Below are 19386 nucleotides of genomic sequence, written 5' to 3' on the forward strand. Positions count from 1 at the left end.
AACCGTCCAACTGTCTAAAAGTCTTTGTCGCGCTAAGCGACAATAAGAAAGAAAAAACTTGTAAAAAATACAGAGTTTGTTCAACTTTGCGCTTCCAATACTATACAGGTGGGAACATTTTTAAAAAAAGATATGATCGTTTATAAAACTAGAGAGCAAATTGAGATTATGCGTGAGGCTGCTCAAATTGTAAGTAGAACTTTGGGAAAAGTAGCAGAAGCCATAGAGGAGGGGATAACTCCGCTAGAGTTGGACGCTATCGCTGAGTGCTACATTCGCTCGCAAAATGCTATTCCAGGTTTCTTAGGTTTATACGATTTCCCAAATACACTTTGTATTTCTGTGAATGATGCTGTTGTTCACGGTTACCCTACAGACAAACCTCTTCAAAATGGAGATATTGTTTCTGTGGACTGTGGAGCTATCTTCGAAGGGTACTACGGTGATCACGCTTATACTTTTGGTATCGGAAATGTAGATCCAGAAGTTCAGAAGTTATTAGATGTTACTTTAGAATGTTTGAACATAGGTGTTGAACAAACCCGAGTAGGGAATAGAATTGGTGATATAGGTTTCCACATCCAACAACACGCAGAAAAGCACGGTTACGGAGTAGTAAGAGAATTGGTAGGTCACGGTTTGGGAACAACCATGCACGAAGAACCACAAGTACCGAACTACGGTAAAAGAGGTAGAGGAAAGAAAATTCAAGAAGGATTAACTATCGCAATTGAGCCGATGTTGAACATGGGAACAGAGCGTGTGAAATACTTGAGTGATAACTGGACTATAGTTACAGCAGATAACAAACCAAGTGCACACTTTGAGCACGATGTTGCCGTTGTAGATGGAAAACCAGATGTTCTTTCTACCTTTAAGTATGTAGAAGAAGCATTAGCGAAAAAGAAATAAATGTCGGCAGCCAAACTTGTTGGTTTAACCACAATCTTATATTTAATCATGGCCCTGCAGTCTTTGCTGGGCCTTGGTGTTTTTTTACCCATACTTCCCCTCAAAGAAGTTTTGGTGGCGCTTATGGCCATTGCTCTCGGCGTAATGAATTGGCGTAAGGATAAAAAGCCCTATGCTTATCTTTTGTTTTATGGACTCATCGGACTCCTTTTTTCAAATTTTACCCTAGAGATACTTTTAAGCGCCGAAGAACGTATACAATTCAACAAGGAAGTTTCAGATTTCATAGGCTTAGCACAACTCATTTTGATGAGTATTTTGTTGTTTTATTTGTCGCTGGAACGCATCGCAGAAAAAATACGTTTCAATCTCTTTCCTTTTTTGACTTTAATTGCCATTGTACTCATTAACTTTTTTGGAGAAAAATCATGGGAAGCTTTGGCCATTTTGCCTTTGTCGCTTGCTTTTTATATTCAATACCACAAGGCAGATGAAGATCAAATCAATGCCGATAAATACCACGCCATCAAAATGTGGTTTACTGGTTTTGCTGTTTTAGGAGCGATAGATATTCTTGCCATTTGGATCAACAAATAAAGGTCTACACAAAACGCATAGACCTTTACAAGTATAATTACAAAAACCAAAACTATTGAATTATAACTACTTACTTAAACGTGAGTTGTGTTCAAAAGGTTATCTTGTATTTTGAGAAGCTAGATTTCTAGAGTGCTAGATGACTAGAAATTCGATAAGGATTAAAGAATCCATCAAATCATCAAATTTTCAAATTCTCGAATTGTTGAATTTTTGAATCCTTGAATCTTTGAATTTCAAAGAAGCGAACGCTCGTTTGCGCTTAAATTTTTAAATCTCCTACAGCATTACCGCAGAAAATTGTATATTACTTTTCAAATACACTGTTTATGCCGTTCAATTCCATTTTTAGTTGGCTGATGAAAAAACGCATTCATCAGATCGATTTATTTCGCAAATACCCGGATGAAGTTCAAGAAGAACTCTTTCACCGCAATATAGAAGCCGGACGTGCAACGCGTTTTGGTAAAGAAATGGGGTTTGAACACATAGAAGAGTATAAAGATTTCAATGAGAAAGTCCCGTTGATGGATTACGAGAGCTTAAAGCATTGGGTGGACTTCGCCATGAAGGGAGAGGATGATGTTTTGTGGCCAGGAGAAACCAAATGGTTCGCGAAATCGTCTGGTACAACTTCTGATAAAAGTAAATTCATTCCCGTTACCAAAGACTCCTTAGAAGCTTGTCATTACAAAGGTGGGAAAGACTTGTTGGGTTTGTATTACGCCCAGCATCCAGGCACTAAACTATGGAACGGTAAGCATTTGATCATTAGTGGTTCTTCTCAGTGTAATGAACAGCATTTGTCTTCCTCTTCTTACATAGGAGATCTTTCGGCAATAATTGTGAACAACCTACCTTGGTGGGCTGAATTAAAACGTAGACCTTCGAAAGAAATAGCACTCATGAGCGAGTGGGAAGAAAAGATAGAGTGTATTGCGCAATCTACGATTAAAGAAGATATACACATCATTGCAGGCGTGCCGAGCTGGACCATGGTTATTCTCAACAGAATTTTAGAGATTACCGGAAAACAAACCATCAAAGAAGTTTGGCCCAATTTAGAGTTGTTTATGCATGGGGGAGTAAGTTTTGAACCTTACCGCAAGGAGTTTGATCGCATCATTGGAAATCCTTACATGAACTATGTAGAATCTTACAATGCATCAGAAGGGTTTTTCGGAATTCAAGATACACAAGATGGAGATTTACTTTTGATGTTGGATTATGGTATTTTCTATGAATTCATTCCTATGGATAAGTACAAAGGGGTGAACTCTGAGGTAGTAATTCCTTTAAATGAAGTGAAATTGGGGGTGAATTATGCTATGGTTATTACAACTAATGGTGGGTTGTGGAGGTATATTATTGGTGATACCATTATGTTTACAGAACTCAAACCTAAGCGATTTAAAGTAACGGGCAGAACCAAAAGCTATATCAATGTTTTTGGTGAAGAATTGATTGTTGAAAATGCAGAGAAAGCAATGTCTGTAGCTTGTGAAAGAGCGGGAGCGCAGGTGCATGAGTATACAGCCGGACCTATCTTTATGGAGGGGCAGCAGAGTGGGGGACACGAATGGTTGATAGAATTTGCCGAGGCACCAAAAGACTTTGATTATTTCGTAGAGGTATTAGATAATACCCTTAAAAGTTTAAATTCTGACTATGAAGCCAAACGTTATAAAGACATGGCTTTGGCCTTTCCTAAAGTGCATCAATTGACCAAGGGAAGTTTTAATACTTGGCTAAAACAGAAGGGGAAATTGGGTGGACAGCACAAAGTTCCTAGACTCATGAATGATAGAAGAGTTTTAGAAGAAGTTATGGAGGCCATTCAAATGAAAGTAGTACCTTAGCTTAATTAAAAGTTGATTGTTTATAAAAGAGGAAGATTTCTTACGATTTTCATTTAAAACCAAAGAATTAATCAAATAATTCTCTCTATATTTGCAATCCGAAAAAAGATTATTAATTTTGCATTCCCAATTGAGGGAAAAGAATTTAGAAAACACAGTAAGATGAAAAAAGATATACATCCAGAGAACTATAGATTAGTTGTATTTAAAGATATGACTAATGATTACGCATTCGTTTGTCACTCATGTGCACCTTCTACAGAAGATATTGAGTGGGAAGATGGAAACACTTATCCTTTAGTTAAATTGGATATCTCTCACAAATCTCACCCATTCTTTACAGGTAAGGCTCAGTTTGTGGATACTGCAGGACGTATCGATAAGTTCAAGAACAGATACGCTCGTCACATCAAGAAATAAGATTGACATCTATATATTAAGTATTGATCCCGACTCAAATGAGTCGGGATTTTTGTGTTTATCTAATTTCTTCTAAAATCATCACCCTACTTATTCTTCCATTTTCATTCTCGAATGAAGTACTTTGATAGATGTAGTTAATTTTCTGACTGGCTCTATTGGTTCTTATGAAGGTAGAATCTTCTACTGATAGTTCCTCATCAAGTAAATCTGGAAACGCTAAGAAATAGTCGCTAAATACAAGGTTTGTTTGTCGTGTACGATGGGCTCCGCCAAATTCTACCAAAGAGTCTTGAACATTTAAATAGGCCAGGTTTAATATACCGGGTAAGGTGTCTTTTAACAAGGCTTTACCAAAATTGTATAAATAGAATTCTTTTGTGTTGTGATCTACGATTCTAGCACTATCTGTAGCAACCTGTTTGAGTTGGATTAACATCGGTTTTATACTATCGTTGCTCCTCGCTATCACTTCATCGAATTTGTCTTTAGCCATGGCGCGAATGTGGTATAAAAAATCTTTTGGGTTGAGGATTTTATCGATTTGCGTGGGGTAGTTAAACTTATATTTAATGGGAAAGGAGAAATAATCTTCTTTATTGAAAGTAAACGTATCGCTTAGATTTTCTGGCAAGGGATAATACTTTACCATCTGACCCAATGTACCGTGTTGTTGAAATTCTACAAAATAAATGTGCTCATTCAGTTCAGTGCCCTCAAATAGTCCATATTCTGTTACTTTAAACAGATCACTATTTGCTTCTGATTTTTCAGTGTTTTCGTCGGTTGTAGAGCAACCTAAGAATATGATAGGGAAGAGGTAGAGTATGGTCTTTTTCATGCTGTTAATTAAGTTGGTGTAAGGTATAAAAAAAGTCTCGACAAAACTGCCGAGACTTTCCTTAGAATAGTTTGATATACTATTGTTTCACCAACCTTATAACGTGTTGTTGGTTATCCACTGAAGTCAGCTGAACAAAGTATACTCCACTTGGTAATTCAGTAAGGTCTATTGATTTAATATCCTCCTGAATAATAGTATTTACTTGTTTTCCTTGCGTTGTAAATACTACCGCTTCTTTAATTATATTATTTCCTGAAATTTTAACAAGTCCTGTTGTAGGGTTAGGAGAAATAGCGATAAAAGATGTTTCGTTATTCTCTATTCCTACATTATCAACGATGTAGCACTCTGAAGTATCTGTACATGTTCCATTGCTAACAACTAGTGCATAACTTCCATTTTGAGTTACGTTAAAAGTTGCATTAGTTTCTCCTGCAATGGCTTGATTTCCGTTGTTGCAATCCAACCATTGGTAAGTGAAGTTTGTAGCTTGATTTACTGAGCTAAAAGTAGAGCTTGATGCGTCAATTTCTGCAATAACATCAGCAACCGTCAGAGTAGTGATTACAATACTGTCACAAGTTGTAGTTGCACTCAGTGTATCAGTGTAAGTACCTGCAGTGGTGTAACTGTTTGCTCCGATGTTGTAACTGTCACCCGCACAAATCGAAACGTTTTGAGTGTATTCTGGTGCTGGAGTTACTGTAAGAACTGTAATTACTACACTGTCACAAAAACTCGAAGAGTATAAAGTGTTGGTGTAGGTTCCAGCGTCTGTATAAGTACTGTTTCCAATTTGGTAGCTAGATCCTGCACAAATTGATACGTTTTCGGTGTATTCTGGAGCTGGCGTAACGGTTAAGTTGGTTACAACAAGACTGTCACACCCATTGGCAGCCGTAAGTGCTGTTGTGTATGTACCTGCATTGTAGTAATAGTTGTTACCTATTACATAAGGGTAACCCTGACAAGTTGTAGCGTTTTCTGTTACCGATATAGGTGCTGGTTCTGTTAAGGTGAAGATAGCTGTTGAATCTTGACACCCTCTGTTATCTGTTACGATACATTTATGTGCACCCGCCGATAAAGTGTTCACTGTGTTTGTGGTTGTTGTAGGACCATTTGTCCAGTTGTAAGAATAAGGTGCTTGTCCTCCAGTAACCACAGCTTCTGCAAACCCGTCATTTCCATTGTTACATATCAAATCAAAAGTATTTCCTAAAGTAACAGACAGTTGACCTGATCCTGCCAAGCCCATGATGTAAATTCTACCGTTTGTTGTACTCTGGTTGGTAAAAACAATTTTAGAAATGCTCTTAGTTTCGTTTGCACAAGATACAGGTATGTCAACACTATATAATCTTGGGTTATTGAAAATATTAGCAATGTTATCGGTAGATCTTCCAACTCTGTCAATATTGGTCATGATGTAATTTGTACCATTGAACCAGTCTTTCACAATATGTCCAGAAGTTGTTTCACTTGTTCCGTCAGAGAAAATAATTTGAGCGCTCATTAAACCCTGACCTTCTGTAGAAACACACAATACGCTAAGGCTTGAGTAATTCGCCGGACTTGTAATTTCAAGAGTATCGGTTTGACCTGAAGGCTGATTTGGATTTCTTAAAAAGAGTGCATTATTTCCTGTGTAAGATTGAAGTTCAAAGCTATATCCAGCGGAACTTACTATAAGATTATCGGGTAGGCCCTTTGTTGATCCTGAAGCTGTGCCATAAGCCTGAGAATAAAAAACAAAATCAGAACCATCCATGCTTAGTGAGGTTGTAGTTGCAGCGGGTGTGGTTTCGGCTACGATGTCTTCGTTATATCCAGTGGTGGCTATGGCGGTGTATTGCGCATAGGTCATAAATGTACCTGCTAGCAATGCTAGGGTTACAGTAAATTTTTTCATGATTATGGTTTATTTCGTGTCTAACGAATATACCTTTAATCACGCAGAAAAGCTAGTTTTTGTCAAAGACAATTAAGAGACAATCTTCCCTGGGTTCAAGATATTATTGGGATCGAAGAGATTTTTAATGTTTTTCATTAAGTTTAATTGTACCTCATTAAATACGATGGGCATGTACTGTTTTTGGACCAAGCCTATACCGTGTTCACCCGATAATGTTCCTCCTAATTTTTTAGTGAGTTCAAAAATTTCAGTGATCGCTTTAGGTAAATCATCCTCCCATTGTTGTGCGGTTAAATCTCCTTTTAAAATATTCACGTGTAAATTTCCATCTCCGGCATGACCGTAACATACAGATTGGAAACCGTATTTTTTTCCTATTGATTTTACACCAGACAACAATTGTGGTAATTCATAACGTGGAACTACAGTGTCTTCTTCCTTATACGTAGAATGAGCTTTAACGGCTTCACCTACTTTTCTTCTTAGATTCCACAAGCTATTTTTCTGAGCTTCATCTTCAGCAAATAGTATTTCATCCGTGTTGAATTCACCCAAAACTTCCATGATTTGTTCGCACTCTTTGAAAAGCACCTTCTTATCAAATCCATCAACTTCTATGAGTAAATGAGCTTCATGGTTTTCCTTAACTTCTATCTTTTCATCACCGGTAAAGGCTTTGGCTAAGTTCAAGGCATCTTTTTCCATAAACTCCAATCCACTTGGTGTAATTCCCTTTCTAAAGATGGCTGCGACAGCCTCACAAGCTTCTGTTGCTTTGAAAAAGGGCACAAGCATCAATAAATTATCGGTAGGGTGGGGAATTAGGCGCAGAACTATTTTTGTAATCACGGCTAATGTTCCTTCACTTCCCACGATGAGTTGCGTTAAATTGTAGCCTGTTGAGTTCTTTAAGGTGTTGGCACCCGTCCAGATAATTTCGCCGTTAGGCAATACTACTTCTAGATTTAATACATAGGCGTTAGTAACACCGTATTTCACAGCTTTTGGTCCGCCACTGTTTTCTGCAACATTTCCTCCAATGAAACAAGAACCTTTACTCGCTGGGTCTGGAGGGTAGAAGAGTCCTTTCTCCTTTACCGCGTTCTGAAGAACTTCCGTTATCACGCCAGGTTCGGTTGTAACTTGGTGATTTTTTTCGTCTATTTCTAAGATGTTGTTGAAGTACTCCATGCTCATGGCTATGGATCCTTCGTGCGGTATAGCTCCGCCACTTAATCCTGTTCGAGCACCTTGAGGGGTAACTGCTATTTTGTGTGTATTACAATACTTTAAAATGGCAGCAACTTCTTGTGTAGTTTTTGGTTTGAGTACAGCGATTGGCAGCACAGAAATGTCTTCTGTTTCGTCCTTACTATACTTGTATAAGTTTTCCTGATCTACGAAACACCTGTTGGATAAGATGCTTTGAAAATATTGAAGGTGTTTAGTGAATTCCATCGAATTTTCTTTCTACGTAATCAATTAAACTGTGTATTACTTTAATGTGGATTTCTTGCGCTCTATCGGCGTATTTAGAATGAGGTGCACGGATTTCAACATCACATAGTTCTGCCATTTTTCCGCCGTCTTTACCTGTTAATCCAATTACGTGAATTCCTTTTTCTTTTGCCACTTTGATGGCATTAATAACGTTGGTAGAGTTTCCGCTGGTAGAGATGGCCAATAAAACATCTCCCTTTCTTCCAACACCTTCTAAAAAGCGCGAAAAAACGTGGTCGTATCCATAATCATTTGAAACACAAGACATGTGTGAAGCGTCCGAAATGGAAAGTGCACCTACCGCTTTTCTATTGTCTCTATACCTTCCTGTTAATTCTTCGGCAAAGTGCATGGCATCACACATAGAGCCTCCGTTTCCACAAGACATTACTTTACCGTCTTGTTCAAAACTGTTCACTAGAATTTCTCCAGCCGCTTCAATGGCAGCTATATTTTCTGGATTTGTATAAAAAGTAGATAGTATTTGTGCAGCTTCTTCGAAATGCGCTTTTATCTCATTCATATGTCTGGATTGAATTCCAAAAATAATGAAATTTAGAAGTAGACCCTATTGAAAATGTAACAAGATTATTATATTTGATGCTCCCGATTTTATAAACTCTGGGACTAATACTATAAAATATGAAGAAAACATTATTGGCGGCCTTGACACTCCTTTTAACCTTAGCTTCTGTAGCACAGGAAGCTACATGTTTTGAGCGTTATGAAAAGGCGTTTGAAGAAAGAGGTTCTTACACAGTTTCTGATGATATGCACAGAAACGTGGTTATTTCATTTTTTGAGAACGGAGAAGTTTACTGTATTCAAGGAAAAGCAAGAGTTGAAAATGGAGTAATTACAAGCATTTTCTTCTTTTATGATGATAACACCTCTGAAATGTTGGACCGCAAATTTTATAATGATAACAGACAAGCTCCGAGAATTACCAACGGAATTTCTGAAATGATTACAACAGAAGACGGTGAGAAGTTTAAGGTTATTTTCATCGATCAATTAAAACCGAAGAAAAAGAAATACAAAGAGGCAGAATTGCCAAACGATTTATAAACGAAAAGTCCCAATGCAAATTGGGACTTTTTTTGTATTCATACCGGAAGGCATAAGAAGTGATCTTTATCTCTTATTGTACTTGCTCCTTCTTTTGTTTCCAAAGTGTAACGCGTTCTTTTTGGATCTTATAGGTTCTAAATCCAAAGTTTCTGTAAAAGACTTTCGCTTGTGGAGCATCTAAACTACAGGTATGTAGCCATACTCTTTTTAGGTCATGTTGGTAGATGCGGTGGAGTAGGAGTTCAAAGGCTTTTTTTGCCCAACCTTTTCCTATAAAAGCCTCTTTTAACCCAAAGTAAATAATCTCACAATTCCCATCCTTTATTTCATATTCACACAATCCTATCGTTTCCTCCTTTAATTGTATGTTAAATATATGTTTTGTGTCTTTGGAAAGATCTTCTTTTAACGCAGCTTCGCCTGCTATAATTCGTCCTACCCAATTCCATTTTTCTCCTACTGTTAACCAGTTGTTGAAATAACTTTCAGCATCCTCTATTTGTACAGTATCAAGTTTAAGATCAGCGGATTTAGAAATGTTGATCTCAGGTATTACTTCGAGTATCATGTAGTGGACCAAATGGTCCAATTCTTCTGTTTTTTGAAAGTGTTTGTTGAATGTCTTCATTTGATTATCAGATATAGTACGCCAAGCAAAGTTAGGAATGTTAATAACACTTTGTCATATAGTTGATATTAATGATATGAAATGATATATTTGCGAGCTATTAAATTTTCAAACTATAAGATTACGATATGCGTAACAAAGGATTTTTTTGGTTTTTCACAATTGTATTGGCAGTTGTGTGTTTATACCAGTTAACGTTTACGTTCGTTTCGAACGGTGTTGAAAACGACGCAGAGGCTGAAGCTAAAGCCCAAGTTGAAGAAATGTTTGCCAACCTACCAGCCGGAGACACAATTTTAGCGCTTCCAAATGGTACTACGGTTAATGTTAACGACAACGAGGCTAGAGATTTTGCAGAAGCTGCGGTGTTAAACGACATCTTAAAAGGAAAGAACTCTGAGGAGGTTTTCTTAGGAAACACGTACAACGACGTAAAAAACAAGAGTATTGCTTTAGGACTTGACCTTAAAGGTGGAATGTCTGTAACTTTAGAATTATCTACTCCAGCATTGGTGAAAAACTACGCTGCAGATGTAAACAGTAATTCTTTTTCTTCAGCTTTTGATGCTGCAGTGGAGGAGTACAATACAGTAGGTGGTGATTTTGTTGACATTTTCGCACGTAAGCACAAAGAGTTATCTCCAGAAGTTAGTTTGATTGAAGACTTTTCTACTCAAGAAACGTTAGAAGAGCTTTCTATTCAGTCTACAGATGAGGAAGTTGTTGCTTTCTTAAAGTCTTTATACAAAGATGCGCTTTCAGGAGTTGAGACGATCATGGAAAACCGTATTAACCAATTCGGTGTAGCTCAACCAAACATTACTAGAGACGAGGAAACAAACAGAATCTACATCGAATTACCAGGTGTTAAAGATCAAACTACAGTAAGAAATAGATTGCAATCAACTGCAAACCTTGAGTTCTACAGAGCTATCAAAGGAAATGAAATTGGTGGTATCATCAATGCATTGTTAGCAGATGAGCAAGAAACGGATGTATTAGACGATTTATTAAACGATACAGCAGATTCTACAGCAGTTGCTGAAACTACAGTAGAAGATACAAATTCTTTAGAGTCTTTATTAGAAGGAGAAACAGCAGAGGCAGACGCTCCAGCGAAAACTCCTGAGTTATTAAAGATATTCCAACCATTGATTTCTCAAGATCAAGGTTTCATGCCAACACCTATCATTGGTTACGCAAAAGCAAAAGATACAGCACGTGTAAACGAGTTGATCAATGCTAAAGCTGCTGAGATGTTGAACGGTCAAGTAATTTTTGCTTGGGCGAACTACGAAACTAAGTTTGATAACAACGATACTTTATACTACGAATTATTCGCTTTACAAGTACCAGAAGATGGAAAAGCTAGAGTAGGTGGTTCTGATATAGACAAAGCAAACGTTGGTGTAGATGAAAACTCTGCAACTATTTCTGTAAACGTTACGATGAACCCAGAGGGTGCTGACAAATGGGGACAGATGACAGATGAGTTAAGACCTAGAACAGGACCAAACGGTGGAATGATTTACGAATACATTGCCATTACAATGGACAACAAAGTATTCTCTGCTCCACGTATTAACGGACCAATCCCAGGTGGAAACACACAAATTACAGGAAACTTTACTGCTGAAGAAGCAAAAGGTTTAGTAAACTTGTTGAACGGTGGAGCTTTACCAGCACCATGTGTTATCGTTGACGAGGCAGTTGTAGGACCTACAATTGGTGAAGCGAACTCTAGAGGTGGTTTAATCTCTTTCGGTATTGCTTTAGCTATCGTATTGGCTTACATGATTTTCTACTACGGTAAAGCAGGTGTTGTTGCTGATATCGCATTGATCGCTAACATTTTATTCATCGTTGGTTGTTTAGCTGCCTTCGGAGCGGTATTAACTTTAGCAGGTATTGCAGGTATCGTATTAACTATCGGTATGTCTGTGGATGCTAACGTATTGATCTACGAAAGAATTAGAGAAGAAATTGCTGACGGTAAAGGAATGAAGTTAGCTGTGAAAGATGGTTACAAAAAAGCATTAGCTGCTATTTTGGATGCTAACATCACAACTTTATTAACTGCTTTTGTATTGAAATCTTTCGGTACAGGACCAATCGAATCTTTCGCATCTACATTAATCATTGGTATCTTCACTTCTGTATTTGCAGCTGTAGTTATCACGAGATTGGTATTCGAATGGAGATTAGAAAAATCAGCTACATTTGATTTCTCTACGAAAGTATCTAAAGGATTGTTTAAGAACTTAAACTTCCAATTCATTAAAAACAGAAAGAAATTCTACATCTTATCAAGTGTATTGGTAGTGTTAGGATTGGCAGCAATTTTCTCTAGAGGATTGAAACAATCTGTTGAGTTTGCTGGTGGTAGAACATACGAAATGGTATTTACTGAGCCAGTAGCGGATAAAATTGATGAAATTGAAACAGAATTAAGAGCGAACTTGATTGATAAAGAAGGAAAATCGGCATCAGTTGAAGTTAAGTCAAGAAATTCTGATTACCGTGTAGAAATTGCTACAGATTACTTATCTACTGTACCTGGTTCAGGAGAGCAAGTTCAAGAAGCAATCGAAAGCACGTTGAAAGCACACGTTGCAGAATATGGTACTTCTAAGATTGAGAACTCTCGTTCAGTTTCTGCTTCAGTTTCTGAAGAATTGAAATCATCTTCTTTATTGTCTATCGTAATGTCATTAATTATAATCTTCGCTTACATCTTAGTAAGATTTGGTAAATGGCAATATGGTGCGGGTGCTATCTTGGCAATGATCCACGACGTTACTATCGTTTTAGGAATCTTCGCTGGATTACACGGAATGTTAAGCTTCAACATGGAGATAGACCAAGCGTTTATCGCTGCTATCTTAACGGTTGTGGGTTACTCTATTAACGATACTGTTGTTGTATTCGATAGAATTAGAGAATACTTAAACAAATACAGAGGTAAGGATAGAAAAGAGGTTATTAACTTAGCATTGAACACTACGTTAAGTAGAACTATCAATACTTCGTTATCTACGTTCATCGTATTGTTAACAATCTTCATTTTTGATGAAGGTGGAGCAATTAGAGGTTTCGTATTCGCCTTAATGATAGGTGTTGTAGTAGGTACTTACTCTTCTATCTGTATTGCAACTCCTGCAGTAGTAGATTTAGGAGCAAAGGCTGACCCAGAAAAAGCTGAGAAAAAAGTAGAAGAAGAAGCGATGGCTTAATCTGACTTTTTAAATATTGAAAATCCCCGTTGTGTAAACAGCGGGGATTTTTTATTTTCAAAGAATGGAAGTGGTTAATAATAAATTGTTGGGACTGGTTCTGGCATTCGGTATTTTACTTGTGTTCAGTAGTAGTACGCGAAATAAAAAGTACTTTGAAGGAGAGTTGTTTTTTACACAATCTATTTATAGTATGTCCCTCGTTGATGGAAAAAGGGTAAAGGGCGAGAAGGTTGGTAGCAGTAAAATAAGGAGTCAATATAAAGAAGGTAACGAGTTTTTTACTTCTTTAAGTGAGGAAGGAGACACTCTTGGTCAGCACCTACTAGACGTGGACGCAAAGGAATTGAAGTTTATTAGTTTTAATGTAGATACATTGTTCTATTATGACCTGCGTGAATCTTTATGGAAGGAAAGGATACTTGAACACAAAGATACGGTTGTAGGAGGAGAAAAAGCAGTATGGATAAAGTATGAAACCTACAAAACAAGTAACTATAAAGTATATCCTTGGATAAAAGAATGTATCGTTCAGAAAAACTTGAAGCAAAACAAGAAATGGTACCGTGATGTAAAGGAGTTCGGAATGGATAGTTTTATGCAAGCGCATCCTTATGTTAAAATCTATCAAAGCAATCTTTCTACGGGAGAATATAGTTATTTAATGGAAATGACCTTAGATTCTGTGGTCTGGAAAGCCATTGAACTCAGAGAGGTGAAAGAAAATTTTGGTAAGGATTTACCCAAAAAGAGAATAACCAAATTAAACTAGTACCAAACGTTCAATTCTTTGTAGGGTATGGAAATACTCCGCGAGCAGAAAGGTAAATGTTTGGTTAGTATAAAATGAATTCCCCATTCATCCACCTTTCTCCATGCTAGGATTTATTCAAAATCGTACTTATTCTGTATGTAAGTTCTATTAGCTACAACGCCTGCGATGTTACCTTGGGCTATGGCTTGTGAAAGAGAACGCATGGGCGTGGTTCCATCTCCCGCTGCCAAAATTTTGGGTTGACTGGTCGTTTGAAATTCATTGGTAACTATATGTCCGCTTTCGGATATTTCTATTCCTAAGTCAATTGCTAAACTGTTAGGTTGAGCCGTAGGTAGTAGAGCGTAAAGATGATCAAGTTCCATACGCGTGTTATCCATAAATTCCAGAGCCTCTAATTTACCTTCGTCGTGCAGATAGCTTTTAATTTCTTTCTCTAGTACTGAAATGTTCTTTTTAGAAAGTATTTCAAGTTGTTCGGCTGTCATTTCGTGTGGACCATTGGTGAATATGGTAAGATCTTTTGTCCAGTGAAAAATCATCTTGGCCTTTTCAAAAGCTTGTTCACCTTTCGCTAGTATGCCGGTTTTAGTATTTTTTGCTTCGTAACCATGGCAATACGGACAGTGTATAATTGTCTTTCCCCAACATTCCTTAAATCCTTTTGTTTCAGGAAGGAGGTCTTTTACTCCTGTTGCAAAAATGATTTGTTCCGCAAAATATTCTTCATCGGTATCTGTGAGAATTAGAAATTGATCCTCTTTTTGCTCGATGTGTACAACACGATTATTAATAAATTCAACGTGGTCGTATTTTTCTAGGTCTTTTTTACCGAGGTGAGCTATTTCCCCTGGAACCTTTCCATCGTGGGTGATCAAATTATGAGCGTGTGGTGTGGGGGCATTACAGGGTTCACCTGAATCAATAATTAGGGTGGGAGTTAAACTTCTTCCCAAGGTTAAACCTGCTGATAGTCCAGCGAAACTCCCGCCAATGATGATTACTTCGAATTGTTTTTTCATATTTGTAAAAGTTCAATAAAGAGGTGCGCATCTCTTCCTATTGAAACAAATGTAAGATAATTTCTTTAAATGCAACTATGTCGCAATAAATGAAGAGGAGAAATACAAAGAATTCGCAAGAAGTGTTGGAAATCCTTCAAAAGGAGGAGGCTGCAGTGAGTCATGAGAAAATAATGGCACAGCTAGAAGGGGTGGATAGAGCAACAATCTACCGTATTCTCAACCGTTTTCATGAAGACGGCAAGGTGCATAAAATTGTAGGAGATGACGGTAAACAATATTTTGCACTTTGTTTAAATTGTGGTGAAAGCAAACATGTACACAATCATTTTCATTTCAGATGTGTACAGTGCAATGAGGTTGTTTGTTTAGATAAGGAAATTAGCTTGCAAATGCCAGAAGGCTATATCGCTGAAAATTTCAACGGGGTAATATCTGGCGTTTGCAAGAAGTGTAATTCTTAAAGGTTTATTTTTTGTTGGTTTAATATTCTTTTTGCTTGTTGTATGTGTCGTTCATTATGAGCACTTACAAAGTGAAAAGTATCTCCTAATTTAAGTTTCAACCATTTACTGATGGAAATTGGAGTTTTAAAATTCAGGTTTTTGTGTTCTGCTTCTTTTAACAGTTCAATAAATTGGTGTTGTTGATTTATAAACCTATCCAAGTGAGATAAATTTAAAGTACTACCTACAGGGTTTTTATCCTTGAAGGTTTTCATTTTATTCAACTTCTCTTTAGGGTACATACTTTGCGTGAAATAATTACCCAATAAGCCAGGTTTGAAATGCCTTCGGACTGCTGGTTTTGCTTTTGAAAGACTTTGTTTTAAAGAAGGATTGTAAAAATCACCGTAGAGGTTTAAGTGTTCTATACATTCTAAAACACTCCAGCTTTCAGCGTTTGCTTTGTAGTTTAAATGTGATATATCAATTTTTTTGCAAGCTTCTGCAAATTGAAGATGTCTTTCACTATTTCCGATGAGTTGTTCTATTAATTTTTGAGTTTCCATGTGTTTACTTTTCCTAGATCAAAGTTCGGACATTGTTTAGACTTAAATCTTGATTGAAATTAAGAATTCATGATTCTAGAAAGTGTTTCGGGTGTCATACGCAAATAATCGGCGATGTACTTGTTGGGCACTTCTTGGAACAATTGTGGACTCCTTTTCAGCACGCGTTCATACCTATCCAAGGGTGAGGAAATCAAAAGGTCTTTTTCACGATCGAGTTGCTGTATAATTAAAGCTTGTAACATCACTATCCATTCTTCTTTCAAATTTGGATGCGCTTGTATTATTTCTTCAAATTTACTTTTAGAAAGCATCAAAATCTCTGTTTTACGCAAAGCTTGTATGTGAAAAGCAGAGGGAGTATGTTGAATGAAACTGTCCAAGGCTGCAATGATATTGTTCGTATATCCAAAACGTATGGTATGTTCGGCTTCTTCATTCATCCAAAATATGCGCAAACAACCTTCTTTGATGAAATAGATGTTGGTATCTGTTTTGTCAAAGCTTTGAATGTAATCTCCTCTTTTTAAACTGAGCTCACCTTCCCAAAGTGCATGGGAGTGGATGTATTGGAGTAAGTTGTTTTCTTCAGGCATATTGTTTTTCTAATAATTTGTCCAAATCTGTTCTGATTTTGGAGCGTAAAGCGGCTCTTACAATTATAAATTCTATCAGAATTAGAAATGGCAAGTAATACAATACTTCAAGTCGATCTACTAGAATAGCAATAACACAAGCAAGTATACCTGAAAGGATGAGGACAGAATAAAGAATATTGCTTTTTGCTTGAATTTCGTAGCTATGATAGTTCTTTCTTCCCAGATAAGTTATCTCGTAGGTAACGATGTGTTTACCTGCCCTACCTAAATCAATATGCGCGTGATGCTCGGTTTGATTTTGAAGGTTTAAATCTTTGAGCTTTAGTTTATTGTCGTAATAAAAGCGCATTGTTAAACTTTCCCTATTTGCTTTAAAAACTCTTGCAATTCTTCAGCTTTTTGAGTGCCAATTAAGCGCTTTTTTCCATTTATAAAAACGAGTCTTAAGCCCTTGTTTCCCTTTATATTATATACCCATCCATAAGCTGGAGCAAAGCGAATACCCCATCCTACAAAACCGTATTTTATAACTTGACATTCCGCTATATCTTCCCATTTGTAGTTTTTGGTAAAGAAAGGAAAGACTTGAATTTTAATGCCTTTTTCGCTGATTTCTGTGCTTTGTTTCCAAACCAAAAAGAGAAGGATAACTAAAAAGATAACCACTACACTAACAAGAAATTCATCCATTCTAAACTGTGATTGATTATTACCCCATACAAATTGATAGGTCATAATTCCTCCAACGGCAAGTAATATTACCCATATCCAGAGTTGCGTAAATTTTTGAGTTTCTTTAAATGTTGTATTCATTTTTTAGCTTTTAGGAAAGATAGTTATTTTTAAGAAAAATGTCTATGTCACCCATCGGCTACAATTAAAAATCAACAGGAGGTCAAAATTCAAATTTACCGGTTACACCAATCCAATGGTCTAGCAAAAATATGCTTTACCTGCGGAGGAATTCATTTAAATACTGCATCTACTTTTCCAGTTCATTATCCATATTTCAATACCTCTGAATGGAATCAATTGAAAGATGTATTAGAAAAGGGTAGGGGGGGTAGAAGTTTATAACTACAGTGTTTCACATTTCTTTTTCAACGCCTCATTCATAGCAATAAAATCCTTTTTTGTATCACCTTCTAACATCTTTTTAAGGAAGGGGACAAGTAAACCTTTAAAATGTTCTTGATGCGTAAACAGCGTTTGATTAGAATTGATTTCTTCTAGAAGAAACTGATGTTGTCCATCGAAAATACGCGGGAAAAGCAGATGTCCTTGCCAACGAAATTCTTTGTTTTCCTCTAGTACCTCAACAGTCGGTTTGAACTTCATCCCTGGTAGGTCCACGGTAATTTTTTTACCTACCGTTAATTCACCTTTTAATTTTTTTACGAAAGGGTTCCATTCAGGGTAAGCTGTGGTGTTCATCAATACTTTCCATACTTTCTGTACGGGTGCGTCTATTGTTATTTGTGATGAAATTGTCTTTGCCATTTTTCGTGGATTTGTTTACGACAAAGTTCGGGTAGGAGGGAGCTCGTCCTCTTGACCTATATCAAGAAAGCACAATTTTCTTTCGTATTCTACTGAAAGTTTCAGGTGTCATGCCCAACATAGAAGCTAAGTATTGTTGAGGTACACTGGTAAATAACTCTGGATTGTAATTGTAAAAATGAAGGTAACGCTCTTCGGCGCTCATGGTTAAATGGCTAAAAACACGGTTCTCTAAAGTGATAAAGCAATCAGAGATGAATTCTTTTTCTATCTGTGCCCAATTGGGGACTAGTTGATGTAAACTTTCGAAATTTTTACGGTCAATGCTAAATAGTTCTACCTCATCTAAACACTGCATTTGCCATCGGGAAGGATGTTGAAATACGAAACTTCGAAGGTCGGTAATAAGCTGACCAGGACCTGCTATCCATTGTGTTATTTCCTTATCTCCTTGTTGATCAAAAATGCGTATGTGCCCTTTTTGAAGAAAGGAAAGTTGGGAACAATAGGCGCCTTTTTTGGAGTAAAAAGCTTCTTTTTTGAGTTGAGATGGCTGAAACAAAGCTGCTACTTTAGCAACCTCATCTAAGGGAATTCTGAAATGATTTTGTATGTGTTGTATGAGTTCCAAGACTAAAATATTTTTACAGAGGTCATAGTAAGTGAACCTGCAACGGCCTTATCGTTGAACAGTTCTAGCTCATCACTTTTTTGGAAAAGCCCCATGGTGTATAACAAGGGTATGTAATGTTCTGGAGTGGGAATGGCTAAATCATAGGCTTCACCATGACTGCGGTAATTGATCAAATTTTTATAATCATTGTTCATAACAAAAGACGTCATAAGATCACTTGCTTCGGCTGCCCAATCAAAGGCGTATTCATCGTTGAGTTTATCCCAAGCCACTCGTCTTAAATTGTGGACCATATTCCCACTACCAATAATCAACACACCTCTTTCGCGTAATACACTCAATTGCTTGGCGAGTTTATGATGGTATTCAGCATCTTTTCTTCTATCAATACTCAATTGAACCACAGGAATATTTGCTTCAGGGTAGAGGTGTTTTATAACACTCCAAGCTCCATGATCTAGGCCCCATGCATGGTCTAAGTCTACTGTTGTATTGGTTAAGATTTCCTTTGCTGTATACGCCAATAGAGGATTACCCGGAGCGGGGTATTCAACGTCAAATAGTTCTTGAGGAAAGCCTCCAAAATCATGTATAGTTGGTGGTGCTTCCATAGCAGTTACCATAGTACCATTGGTTTCCCAGTGCGCTGAAATACAAAGTATGGCTTTGGGTTTAGGCAGCTCTTTTGCAACTTTACGGAACCCCTCTACAAATTCATTTTCTTCTATGGCATTCATAGGAGAGCCATGACCTAAAAATAATACAGGCATTTTAGGGGTTGTTCCAAAGCTTTTGGTAAGCTTATCCAAGTAATTTAAATTCATAGCGCCTTCTTTAAAGGATAAATATCATCAATTTACAAAGA

At 37.1% G+C, this 19386-nt stretch carries 21 protein-coding genes; 8 read left to right on the forward strand and 13 right to left on the reverse strand.

Translation table 11 applies throughout. The features are described from left to right. The first annotated feature begins 132 nt into the window (after nucleotides 1–132). The 4 genes from map (at nucleotide 133) to BM327_RS00895 (ending at nucleotide 3788) form a co-directional block, all read left to right on the forward strand. The gene (gene map / locus BM327_RS00880) at nucleotides 133–912 is read left to right on the forward strand and encodes a type I methionyl aminopeptidase (protein ID WP_090247578.1); all 780 of its coding nucleotides are present in this window, start codon (nucleotides 133–135) and stop codon (nucleotides 910–912) included. Then, nucleotides 913–1509 carry a hypothetical protein gene (locus BM327_RS00885; protein WP_090245279.1) on the forward strand — a complete coding sequence of 199 codons (597 nt, stop codon included), beginning with the start codon at nucleotides 913–915 and terminating at the stop codon, nucleotides 1507–1509. Nucleotides 1510–1868: 359 nt separating this feature from the next. After that, nucleotides 1869–3368, forward strand: coding sequence for a GH3 auxin-responsive promoter family protein (locus BM327_RS00890; RefSeq protein ID WP_244526174.1), 1500 nt, complete (start codon nucleotides 1869–1871; stop codon nucleotides 3366–3368). 162 nt (nucleotides 3369–3530) lie between these two features. Beyond that, nucleotides 3531–3788 (forward strand): type B 50S ribosomal protein L31, encoded by a 258-nt coding sequence (locus BM327_RS00895; RefSeq protein WP_090245284.1) that lies wholly within the window; start codon nucleotides 3531–3533, stop codon nucleotides 3786–3788. Nucleotides 3789–3846: 58 nt separating this feature from the next. Here BM327_RS00895 and BM327_RS00900 read toward each other — a convergent pair whose 3' ends face one another. From BM327_RS00900 to lpcA, 4 genes are all read right to left on the reverse strand, one after another. Next, nucleotides 3847–4629 (reverse strand): hypothetical protein, encoded by a 783-nt coding sequence (locus BM327_RS00900; protein WP_090245287.1) that lies wholly within the window; start codon nucleotides 4627–4629, stop codon nucleotides 3847–3849. Nucleotides 4630–4708: 79 nt separating this feature from the next. Continuing rightward, nucleotides 4709–6544, reverse strand: a complete 1836-nt coding sequence (locus BM327_RS00905; RefSeq protein WP_090245290.1) for a T9SS type A sorting domain-containing protein — start codon at nucleotides 6542–6544, stop codon at nucleotides 4709–4711. Between the two features lie 72 nt (nucleotides 6545–6616). Further along, entirely contained in the window at nucleotides 6617–8005 is a 1389-nt protein-coding gene (locus BM327_RS00910; protein ID WP_090245293.1) for an FAD-binding oxidoreductase, read from the reverse strand. Next, nucleotides 7992–8570, reverse strand: a complete 579-nt coding sequence (gene lpcA, locus BM327_RS00915; RefSeq protein ID WP_090245296.1) for a D-sedoheptulose 7-phosphate isomerase — start codon at nucleotides 8568–8570, stop codon at nucleotides 7992–7994. The genes BM327_RS00910 and lpcA overlap by 14 nt, the downstream gene beginning before the upstream one ends. A gap of 119 nt (nucleotides 8571–8689) precedes the next feature. Here lpcA and BM327_RS00920 point away from each other — a divergent pair, with 119 nt between their 5' ends. Next, complete coding sequence (locus BM327_RS00920; RefSeq protein ID WP_090245299.1) at nucleotides 8690–9115, forward strand: hypothetical protein; 426 nt, start codon at nucleotides 8690–8692, stop codon at nucleotides 9113–9115. A 73-nt stretch (nucleotides 9116–9188) separates the two neighbouring features. Here BM327_RS00920 and BM327_RS00925 read toward each other — a convergent pair whose 3' ends face one another. Then, nucleotides 9189–9746, reverse strand: coding sequence for a GNAT family N-acetyltransferase (locus tag BM327_RS00925; RefSeq protein WP_090245302.1), 558 nt, complete (start codon nucleotides 9744–9746; stop codon nucleotides 9189–9191). Nucleotides 9747–9874: 128 nt separating this feature from the next. Here BM327_RS00925 and secDF point away from each other — a divergent pair, with 128 nt between their 5' ends. Together secDF and BM327_RS00935 are read left to right on the forward strand one after the other, a co-directional pair. Beyond that, nucleotides 9875–12979, forward strand: a complete 3105-nt coding sequence (secDF, locus tag BM327_RS00930; protein WP_090245305.1) for a protein translocase subunit SecDF — start codon at nucleotides 9875–9877, stop codon at nucleotides 12977–12979. Between the two features lie 64 nt (nucleotides 12980–13043). Further along, nucleotides 13044–13751 carry a hypothetical protein gene (locus tag BM327_RS00935; protein WP_090245308.1) on the forward strand — a complete coding sequence of 236 codons (708 nt, stop codon included), beginning with the start codon at nucleotides 13044–13046 and terminating at the stop codon, nucleotides 13749–13751. Nucleotides 13752–13864: 113 nt separating this feature from the next. Here BM327_RS00935 and BM327_RS00940 read toward each other — a convergent pair whose 3' ends face one another. Further along, entirely contained in the window at nucleotides 13865–14776 is a 912-nt protein-coding gene (locus BM327_RS00940) for an NAD(P)/FAD-dependent oxidoreductase (RefSeq protein WP_090245311.1), read from the reverse strand. An 89-nt stretch (nucleotides 14777–14865) separates the two neighbouring features. Here BM327_RS00940 and BM327_RS00945 point away from each other — a divergent pair, with 89 nt between their 5' ends. After that, on the forward strand, nucleotides 14866–15240 hold the full coding sequence (locus BM327_RS00945; RefSeq protein WP_090245314.1) for a Fur family transcriptional regulator: 375 nt from the start codon (nucleotides 14866–14868) through the stop codon (nucleotides 15238–15240). Here BM327_RS00945 and BM327_RS00950 read toward each other — a convergent pair. The 7 genes from BM327_RS00950 to ygiD all read right to left on the reverse strand — a co-directional run bounded on the left by BM327_RS00950 (nucleotide 15237) and on the right by ygiD (nucleotide 19345). Beyond that, complete coding sequence (locus BM327_RS00950; protein WP_090245319.1) at nucleotides 15237–15788, reverse strand: DinB family protein; 552 nt, start codon at nucleotides 15786–15788, stop codon at nucleotides 15237–15239. The genes BM327_RS00945 and BM327_RS00950 overlap by 4 nt on opposite strands. A 59-nt stretch (nucleotides 15789–15847) precedes the next feature. Further along, nucleotides 15848–16384, reverse strand: a complete 537-nt coding sequence (locus tag BM327_RS00955; protein ID WP_090245323.1) for a Crp/Fnr family transcriptional regulator — start codon at nucleotides 16382–16384, stop codon at nucleotides 15848–15850. Continuing rightward, a complete protein-coding gene (locus tag BM327_RS00960) occupies nucleotides 16377–16736 on the reverse strand; it encodes a hypothetical protein (protein WP_090245326.1) in 360 nt (119 codons plus the stop codon). The genes BM327_RS00955 and BM327_RS00960 overlap by 8 nt, the downstream gene beginning before the upstream one ends. A gap of 2 nt (nucleotides 16737–16738) precedes the next feature. Continuing rightward, on the reverse strand, nucleotides 16739–17200 hold the full coding sequence (locus BM327_RS00965) for a hypothetical protein (protein WP_090245327.1): 462 nt from the start codon (nucleotides 17198–17200) through the stop codon (nucleotides 16739–16741). A gap of 264 nt (nucleotides 17201–17464) precedes the next feature. Continuing rightward, nucleotides 17465–17887: an SRPBCC domain-containing protein gene (locus tag BM327_RS00970; RefSeq protein WP_090245329.1), complete on the reverse strand. Its 423-nt coding sequence runs from the start codon at nucleotides 17885–17887 to the stop codon at nucleotides 17465–17467. A 61-nt stretch (nucleotides 17888–17948) separates the two neighbouring features. Then, nucleotides 17949–18518 (reverse strand): Crp/Fnr family transcriptional regulator, encoded by a 570-nt coding sequence (locus BM327_RS00975; protein ID WP_244526175.1) that lies wholly within the window; start codon nucleotides 18516–18518, stop codon nucleotides 17949–17951. 2 nt (nucleotides 18519–18520) lie between these two features. Further along, complete coding sequence (gene ygiD / locus BM327_RS00980; RefSeq protein WP_090245333.1) at nucleotides 18521–19345, reverse strand: 4,5-DOPA-extradiol-dioxygenase; 825 nt, start codon at nucleotides 19343–19345, stop codon at nucleotides 18521–18523. Between the last annotated feature and the right edge of the window lie 41 nt (nucleotides 19346–19386).

This window comes from Lishizhenia tianjinensis, from assembly GCF_900116425.1.
Classification (GTDB): domain Bacteria; phylum Bacteroidota; class Bacteroidia; order Flavobacteriales_D; family Crocinitomicaceae; genus Lishizhenia; species Lishizhenia tianjinensis.

Coding starts and splice junctions, on each gene's coding strand:
- map (WP_090247578.1), top strand. CDS start 133: ATGATCGTTTATAAAACTAGAGAGCAAATTGAGATTATGCGTGAGGCT.
- BM327_RS00885 (WP_090245279.1), top strand. CDS start 913: ATGTCGGCAGCCAAACTTGTTGGTTTAACCACAATCTTATATTTAATC.
- BM327_RS00890 (WP_244526174.1), top strand. CDS start 1,869: ATGAAAAAACGCATTCATCAGATCGATTTATTTCGCAAATACCCGGAT.
- BM327_RS00895 (WP_090245284.1), top strand. CDS start 3,531: ATGAAAAAAGATATACATCCAGAGAACTATAGATTAGTTGTATTTAAA.
- BM327_RS00900 (WP_090245287.1), bottom strand. CDS start 4,629: ATGAAAAAGACCATACTCTACCTCTTCCCTATCATATTCTTAGGTTGC.
- BM327_RS00905 (WP_090245290.1), bottom strand. CDS start 6,544: ATGAAAAAATTTACTGTAACCCTAGCATTGCTAGCAGGTACATTTATG.
- BM327_RS00910 (WP_090245293.1), bottom strand. CDS start 8,005: ATGGAATTCACTAAACACCTTCAATATTTTCAAAGCATCTTATCCAAC.
- lpcA (WP_090245296.1), bottom strand. CDS start 8,570: ATGAATGAGATAAAAGCGCATTTCGAAGAAGCTGCACAAATACTATCT.
- BM327_RS00920 (WP_090245299.1), top strand. CDS start 8,690: ATGAAGAAAACATTATTGGCGGCCTTGACACTCCTTTTAACCTTAGCT.
- BM327_RS00925 (WP_090245302.1), bottom strand. CDS start 9,746: ATGAAGACATTCAACAAACACTTTCAAAAAACAGAAGAATTGGACCAT.
- secDF (WP_090245305.1), top strand. CDS start 9,875: ATGCGTAACAAAGGATTTTTTTGGTTTTTCACAATTGTATTGGCAGTT.
- BM327_RS00935 (WP_090245308.1), top strand. CDS start 13,044: ATGGAAGTGGTTAATAATAAATTGTTGGGACTGGTTCTGGCATTCGGT.
- BM327_RS00940 (WP_090245311.1), bottom strand. CDS start 14,776: ATGAAAAAACAATTCGAAGTAATCATCATTGGCGGGAGTTTCGCTGGA.
- BM327_RS00945 (WP_090245314.1), top strand. CDS start 14,866: ATGAAGAGGAGAAATACAAAGAATTCGCAAGAAGTGTTGGAAATCCTT.
- BM327_RS00950 (WP_090245319.1), bottom strand. CDS start 15,788: ATGGAAACTCAAAAATTAATAGAACAACTCATCGGAAATAGTGAAAGA.
- BM327_RS00955 (WP_090245323.1), bottom strand. CDS start 16,384: ATGCCTGAAGAAAACAACTTACTCCAATACATCCACTCCCATGCACTT.
- BM327_RS00960 (WP_090245326.1), bottom strand. CDS start 16,736: ATGCGCTTTTATTACGACAATAAACTAAAGCTCAAAGATTTAAACCTT.
- BM327_RS00965 (WP_090245327.1), bottom strand. CDS start 17,200: ATGAATACAACATTTAAAGAAACTCAAAAATTTACGCAACTCTGGATA.
- BM327_RS00970 (WP_090245329.1), bottom strand. CDS start 17,887: ATGGCAAAGACAATTTCATCACAAATAACAATAGACGCACCCGTACAG.
- ygiD (WP_090245333.1), bottom strand. CDS start 19,345: ATGAATTTAAATTACTTGGATAAGCTTACCAAAAGCTTTGGAACAACC.